The organism is Mycobacterium innocens, from assembly GCF_900566055.1.
GTDB lineage: Bacteria > Actinomycetota > Actinomycetes > Mycobacteriales > Mycobacteriaceae > Mycobacterium > Mycobacterium innocens.
Map to the genome: position 1 here is coordinate 1 of NZ_UPHQ01000180.1, position 1364 is coordinate 1364.

A 1364-nucleotide genomic window follows, 5' to 3' on the forward strand; every position below is an offset into this window, starting at 1 on the left:
GCCCACGGCCCACCCGTCAACCCCGCAATCACCGCATCAAACGATGACGCCGACCCCGCCAACTCCGCAGCCAGACCCTGCCACGCCCACGCCGCCGCAAACAACGGCCCCGCCCCAGCACCAGCAAAAATCCGCGCCGAATTGATCTCCGGCGGCAACCACGCAAACTCAGGAACCATTCCAACCCCAAACCAACCAGCCGCACCAACGGCACCGACAACCAACCGAACCCGAACACTCACCAACCCATCGGCGGATCGTAAGCCAACCCACAGCCGAAAACTCCAGATTCGCCAAACGCTGAAACCGCAGGGGCATTCGGTGACCTCCGTGAGTTACGTCCCACCGAAGCGCTGGATTGCGACCGGGCGGCTGACAGGATGCTGACATGGTGAGGGCGCGGGCAACACTGGTTGGTTGGTTGGTGTTACCCGCGCCCTGTAGAGCTGGCTGGTGAGGCCGGCTCGGTGTTGGTCAGGCCCAGCTGGAGCCGACGGCGGAGTCGGTTTGGCCGTGGGCGTTGGCTTGTTCGTAGATCACCTGGAAGTTGCGGCCTGACGCGGTGACGAACTCCTGGCAGGCCCCGCCCCGCAAGTCCCGGCGCTACCCGACACCGGTACGCGGGATCACACTCGGGCGCGCCTGCACCACATGCGGATTAGCACCCCCACGGCCCATCATCCCGCCGGGCATCCCCGCCCCGGCACCGCCCATCCCCATCGGCATCGGCATCATCCCCATCCCACTACCGGTCCCGGCCGCCTGCGCCAGCTCCGCCGCATTGGGCAAACCACCCAACCCCGCCATCGCCGCCGACGACATCCCCTTGGGCATCGACCCCTCCCAGGTCGGCGGGACCGACATCGCCCCCACCAACCGCGCCTTGCCCAACTCCGCGCCAATACCGGCGCCCAGACCCGCGCCACCGCCGAGGCCCTTCATCGGATTGACATCACCGACAAACTTCGGCGCATCAGCCAACCCCGCCGTCGCCCCCGCCAACCCCGCGGTACCCGCATTGGCCGTGTTAGCCAACTGCATCAGCGGCCCGAGCATCATGCTGGCGGGCTGCGCCGCGACCTGCGCCACCTGCATCACCGACGACACCCCCAACAACACCCGATTCGCCGCCACCGCCGCCGGATGCACCGTCGCCGACACCGCCGCCTCAAACGCCGTCGCCGCCGCCACCGCCGACGCCGCCGCCGTCTCCGCCTGCGCCGCCGCCGCGCTCAACCACCCCACATACGGCGCCGCCGCCGCCGCCATAGACACCGACGCCGGACCCGCCCACGGCCCACCCGTCAACGCCGCAATCACCGCATCAAACGATGACGCCGACCCCGCCAACTCCGCAGCCAGAC

General features: G+C 68.9%; 2 protein-coding genes and 1 pseudogene. All 3 read right to left on the reverse strand.

Features of this window, described 5'->3' with window-relative positions; genetic code table 11:
- A partial coding sequence (locus tag EET03_RS17740; RefSeq protein WP_122508802.1) for a PPE domain-containing protein occupies window positions 1–179 on the reverse strand: 179 nt, incomplete at its 3' end.
- 295 nt (window positions 180–474) lie between these two features.
- Window positions 475–582 (reverse strand): annotated as a pseudogene (locus EET03_RS30335) (type VII secretion protein EsxI); the annotation flags it as partial.
- Between the two features lie 21 nt (window positions 583–603).
- On the reverse strand, window positions 604–1364 hold a 761-nt coding region (locus EET03_RS17745), incomplete at its 5' end, for a PPE family protein, SVP subgroup (protein WP_208649083.1).